The organism is Pseudoalteromonas sp. APAL1 (assembly GCF_021532475.1).
Taxonomy (GTDB): Bacteria; Pseudomonadota; Gammaproteobacteria; order Enterobacterales; family Alteromonadaceae; genus Pseudoalteromonas; species Pseudoalteromonas lipolytica_C.
The window spans coordinates 1-5,337 of sequence record NZ_JAKGAW010000090.1 but is presented as its reverse complement, the minus strand read 5'-3'; the positions used below and the strand labels follow the sequence as shown (position 1 = coordinate 5,337).

5 protein-coding genes and 1 pseudogene are annotated in these 5,337 nt (G+C 39.8%); 5 read left to right on the top strand and 1 reads right to left on the bottom strand.

Annotated elements, in window-relative coordinates; genetic code table 11:
* The 5 genes and pseudogenes from L1264_RS21220 to L1264_RS21200 form a co-directional block, all read left to right on the top strand.
* Positions 1-506 (top strand): annotated as a pseudogene (locus L1264_RS21220) (hypothetical protein); the annotation flags it as partial.
* Between the two features lie 88 nt (positions 507-594).
* On the top strand, positions 595-1,797 hold the full coding sequence (locus L1264_RS21215) for a dolichyl-diphosphooligosaccharide--protein glycosyltransferase subunit 2 (RefSeq protein ID WP_235404624.1): 1,203 nt from the start codon (positions 595-597) through the stop codon (positions 1,795-1,797).
* Positions 1,798-1,876: 79 nt separating this feature from the next.
* On the top strand, positions 1,877-3,079 hold the full coding sequence (locus tag L1264_RS21210; protein WP_235404622.1) for a dolichyl-diphosphooligosaccharide--protein glycosyltransferase subunit 2: 1,203 nt from the start codon (positions 1,877-1,879) through the stop codon (positions 3,077-3,079).
* Positions 3,080-3,166: 87 nt separating this feature from the next.
* Positions 3,167-4,369, top strand: coding sequence for a hypothetical protein (locus L1264_RS21205; RefSeq protein WP_235404620.1), 1,203 nt, complete (start codon positions 3,167-3,169; stop codon positions 4,367-4,369).
* Complete coding sequence (locus L1264_RS21200) at positions 4,369-4,848, top strand: DUF6795 domain-containing protein (protein WP_199527277.1); 480 nt, start codon at positions 4,369-4,371, stop codon at positions 4,846-4,848. Before L1264_RS21205 ends, L1264_RS21200 begins: the two co-directional genes overlap by 1 nt.
* 29 nt (positions 4,849-4,877) lie before the next feature.
* On the opposite strand, the gene soxR is transcribed toward L1264_RS21200, so the two are convergent.
* Complete coding sequence (soxR, locus tag L1264_RS21195) at positions 4,878-5,333, bottom strand: redox-sensitive transcriptional activator SoxR (protein ID WP_199527276.1); 456 nt, start codon at positions 5,331-5,333, stop codon at positions 4,878-4,880.
* Positions 5,334-5,337: the final 4 nt, after the last annotated feature.

Sequence of the window (5,337 nt, the reverse complement as noted above, 5' to 3'; positions counted from 1 at the left end):
TGCCATTTGCTATATATGCACCTATGTTTATTGTCGGTTTTTATATGCTGAAACACCGCGCCATATTAGCACACCGAGATAATTTTTACTTTAATCGCCATACCGGCCTTGTAAAAACTCCGCATACTTTATTTAGAAAACCGTTTTACTTACCGTACGAAGACATTGTTTGCTATGGTGCAAATCAGCGTAATGTCGGCTCAGCCCGCGGTGGCTCACGTGTATTTGTATCACTCATGGTGCCGTTAAAATACCCTAAACATTACCGCTTCACTAAGCCCACTTTCTATGTAGGTGGTTCAAATCGTGAATGGGATTCACTGGCATACGCCACAGCCATGACCTTTATGGATACATCCATCCCGCTTGGTACTCACTTATATCAATCGATAGAGCATTACTTCAAAATTGATAAAGACATAACAGAAAAACACGGATTCCCTGAGGAGCTAAAACCCTATTTAGATCCAGTAGATTGCCAAGTAAATAGAGAAGCCGTGTGGTAGTGAAGCTTTATTAAGGCAAATAGCAGTGGGTGTTTAGGGTTTAAGAAGTTTAAAATGGAATGGTTAAAAACAAGGAATGTAGAGAGCAATGACAATGAGTAGTGATGATAAAGGCTCAATAAAATCAAACAAACTGGATGATTTAATTGATAATCTTATTAGTGATGAGGAGCTTGAGCGCTATATTGCTGAACAAAACGACGGTTTAACCCCTGAAGAACGAGAAAAAATAAAAAGAGAAAATCGTATTAACGCAATTAACCAGTGGTGCGCCGAAAATCCTGGCCGAGACCCAACAAGAGCGAAAGATAAAACCATTAAACAGCTCGCCTTAGATGAAGAGGCGGTGGTTCGAAGAGAAGAATTTAGAAGAGATAACCCTGAAAAAGCGGCTGAAATAAGAAAGCGAACTAGAAACGAAAGTAAATACCGTAAGGATAGACAAACCTATAACGAGCAACTGCCAAGAGACTATTTACATAAAGACAGTTATGAAACGCGATTAAAAAAAGCAGAAGCACTCAATGGCTGCAGCTTTAAAACTCGTACCTTTAAAAGTAAGCGTTTTACTGATCAATATGCAGCAGAGCTTGAATCTCCTAATCGTGGCTCAACACTTGAGGGGCATTGGGTAGAGAGCGATGGTAAGCAGTTGGCTATTTCATGGTTTGGAGGGTGGTCAAATTTATTTACTGCTCTAAGTTTCCTGCTAATGGTCGCTGCAGTTATGTTTTTTTTCGTTGATTTGGTTGTTATTGGTTTTGTGTGGGGCGACTATCGATGGGTGCCATTTGCTATATATGCACCTATGTTTATTGTCGGTTTTTATATGCTGAAACACCGCGCCATATTAGCACACCGAGATAATTTTTACTTTAATCGCCATACCGGCCTTGTAAAAACTCCGCATACTTTATTTAGAAAACCGTTTTACTTACCGTACGAAGACATTGTTTGCTATGGTGCAAATCAGCGTAATGTCGGCTCAGCCCGCGGTGGCTCACGTGTATTTGTATCACTCATGGTGCCGTTAAAATACCCTAAACATTACCGCTTCACTAAGCCCACTTTCTATGTAGGTGGTTCAAATCGTGAATGGGATTCACTGGCATACGCCACAGCCATGACCTTTATGGATACATCCATCCCGCTTGGTACTCACTTATATCAATCGATAGAGCATTACTTCAAAATTGATAAAGACATAACAGAAAAACACGGATTCCCTGAGGAGCTAAAACCCTATTTAGATCCAGTAGATTGCCAAGTGAATAGAGAAGCCGTGTGGTAGTGAGCTTTATTAAAGAAAAGAGCTGTGGGTGTTTAAGAAGTTTAAAATGGAATGGTTAAAAACAAGGATGTAGAGAGCAATGACTATGAGTAGTGATGATAAAAGCTCAGTAAAATCAAACAAACTGGATGATTTAATTGATAACCTTATTAGTGATGAGGAGCTTAAACGCTATATTGCTGAACAAAACGACGGTTTAACTCATGAAGAACGAGAAAAAATTAAAAGAGAAAATCGTATTAACGCAATTAACCAGTGGTGCGCCGAAAACCCTGGCAGAGACCCAACAAGAGCAAAAGATAAAACCATTAAACAGCTCGCCTTAGATGAAGAGGCGGTGGTTCGAATAGAAGAGTTTAGAAAAAATAACCCTGAGGAAATGGCTGAAATTGAAAGAAGAAATGAAAACAAAAGCAAATATTTTAATGATAGAGAAACCTATAAAGCGCAACTGCCAAGAGACTACTTACATAAAGACAGTTATGAAACACGATTAAAAAAAGCAGAAGCGCTCAATGGTTGCAGCTTTAAAACGCGTACCTTTAAAAGTAAGCGTTTTACTGATCAATATGCAGCAGAGCTTGAATCCCCAGATAGTGGCTCAACACTTGAGGGACATTGGGTAGAGAGCGATGGTAAGCAGTTGGCTATTTCATGGTTTGGAGGGTGGTCAAATTTATTTACTGCTCTAAGCTTCTTGCTAATGGTCGCAGCCGTAATGTTTTTTTTCGTTGATTTGGTTGTTATTGGTTTTGTGTGGGGCGACTATCGATGGGTGCCATTTGCTATATATGCACCTATGTTTATCGTCGGTTTTTATATGCTGAAACATCGAGCCATATTAGCGCACCGAGATAATTTTTACTTTAATCGCCATACTGGCCTTGTAAAAACTCCGCATACCTTGTTTAGAAAACCGTTTTACTTACCGTACGAAGACATTGTTTGCTATGGTGCAAATCAGCGTAATGTCGGCTCAGCCCGTGGTGGTTCACGTGTATTTGTATCACTCATGGTGCCGTTAAAATACCCTAAACATTACCGCTTCACTAAGCCAACATTTTACGTTGGTGGTTCAAATCGTGAATGGGATTCACTGGCATACGCCACAGCTATGACTTTTATGGATACATCCATCCCGCTTGGTACTCACTTATATCAATCGATAGAGCATTACTTCAAAATTGATAAAGATATAACCGAAAAGCACGGATTCCCTGAGGAGCTAAAACCTTATTTAGATCCAGTAGATTGCCAAGTGAATAGAGAAGCCGTGTGGTAGTGAGCTTTATTAAGGCAAATAGCAGTGGGTGTTTAGGGTATGAGATATTTAAAGTGGCATGGTTAAAAACAAGGAATGTAGATAGCAATGACAATGAGTAGTGATGATAAAAGCTCAGTAAAATCAAGCAAGCTGGATGATTTAATTGATAACCTTATTAGTGATGAGGATCTTAAACGCTATATTGCTGAACAAAACGACGGTTTAACTCATGAAGAAAGAGAAAAGATTAAAAGAGAAAATCGTATTAACGCAATTAACCAGTGGTGCGCTGAGAACCCTGGCAGAGACCCAACAAGAGCAAAAGATAAAGCCGTTAAACAGCTCGCCTTAGATGAAGAAGCTGAGGTGCTATTAGAAGAATTTAGAAGAGATAACCCTGAAAAAGCTGCAGAAAATAGAAGGAGAGCCGAAAATAGTTGTAGGTACCGTAAGAATAGACAAACCTATAACGAGCAACTGCCAAGAGACTATTTGCATAAAGACAGTTATGAAACGCGATTAAAAAAAGCAGAAGCACTCAATGGCTGTAGCTTTAAAACTCGCACCTTTAAAAGTAAACGATTTACTGATCAATATGCAGCAGAGCTTGAATCCCCTAATCGTGGCTCAACACTTGAGGGACATTGGGTAGAGAATGATGGTAAGCAGTTGGCTATTTCATGGTTTGGAGGGTGGTCTAACTTATTTACAGCACTTGGCTTTTTCTTTGAAACACTCGCTTTTATGGTTTTCTTATTTCATGTATATGCGTTAATTGCGAATGGGCTTGAATATTTTTGGATTATGGCCTCAATCTATGTGACGCTCTTTGGTTTGGGTTATTTTACTTTAAAACACCGCGCCATATTAGCGCACCGAGATAATTTTTACTTTAATCGCCATACTGGCCTTGTAAAAACTCCGCATACTTTGTTTAGAAAACCGTTTTACTTACCGTATGAAGACATTGTTTGCTATGACGCAAATCAGCGTAACGTCGGCTCAGCCCGTGGTGGCTCACGTGTATTTGTATCACTCATGGTGCCGTTAAAATACCCTAAACATTATCGCTTCACTAAGCCCACTTTCTATGTAGGTGGTTCAAATCGTGAATGGGATTCACTGGCATACGCCACAGCCATGACCTTTATGGATACATCCATCCCGCTTGGTACTCACTTATATCAATCGATAGAGCATTACTTCAAAATTGATAAAGATATAACTGAAAAACACGGATTCCCTGAGGAGCTAAAACCTTACTTAGATCCTGTAGATTGCCAAGTAAATAGAGAAGCCGTGTGGTAGTGAAGTTGGTTAAGGTAGCATTTGTCGCTATTTGTCTTTTTATTTCGACTGAGGTATTCGCAGGCATGTTTGGTTTGTTCAATAAAAGTGATTTTTTGTTATCGGCCCCAGTTCAAGGGGTTTTACTTGATAATGGTAAGCCGGTAGCAAAGCAAAAAGTAATCCGTTCTCTTACTTATGGTAAAGAATATATTGATGAGACGATAACTGATGAGAATGGCCGCTTTCGCTTTGATGAAAAGCTAATAAGAACGGCCAAGCCTGCAAATATGTTTGATAATGACTCGCTTATTCAACATATCTACCTTGAAAATGGCACTCCAGAAGGTATTGTGCTTTGGTATACAAGTATTTCAATTCATGAAAATAGTAATACCCTTAAAGGGTTGCTTAGCGATCTTGTTTGCGAGCTCTCAAAAAGCCCGCAAACAGTTGATATTCAAATAGCGGAGGCGCCTGAGCATACTTTTGCTATTTAAGGTATGTGTGAGCTGAATAAAGCTAAACTTTAATCTCTTTCTAAAAGCACAGCGCCGCTGTGCTCTTCACCTAAATAGTCGTCTTTGTTGTAGATAGGGCATTTTGCCATTGATAAACAGCCGCAGCCAATACAACCGTTAACGCGCTCGCGTAAACGCTGCATGTATTGAATTCGTTCATCTAGTTGAGTTTGCCATACCTTTGAAAGAGCTGCCCAATCTTGTTTAGTGGGTGTACGCTGATCAGGTAGGGTGCTTAACGTTTGTTTAATGTTTTCAAGGGTTATGCCCATAGTTTGTGCAGCTTTAATTACAGCAATTCGGCGTAATACATCGGGTTTATAGCGGCGCTGATTACCGTTATTTCGCCAGCTGCGAATAAGCCCCTTCGACTCATAAAAATGCAAGGTTGAAACTTTTACGCCACTGCGTTTTGCCACAAAGCCAACCGATAGGTTTGCATCAACAAGTTTTTTATCTGCCATAATT

Coding starts and splice junctions, on each gene's coding strand:
- soxR (WP_199527276.1), bottom strand. CDS start 5,333: ATGGCAGATAAAAAACTTGTTGATGCAAACCTATCGGTTGGCTTTGTG.
- L1264_RS21215 (WP_235404624.1), top strand. CDS start 595: ATGACAATGAGTAGTGATGATAAAGGCTCAATAAAATCAAACAAACTG.
- L1264_RS21205 (WP_235404620.1), top strand. CDS start 3,167: ATGACAATGAGTAGTGATGATAAAAGCTCAGTAAAATCAAGCAAGCTG.
- L1264_RS21210 (WP_235404622.1), top strand. CDS start 1,877: ATGACTATGAGTAGTGATGATAAAAGCTCAGTAAAATCAAACAAACTG.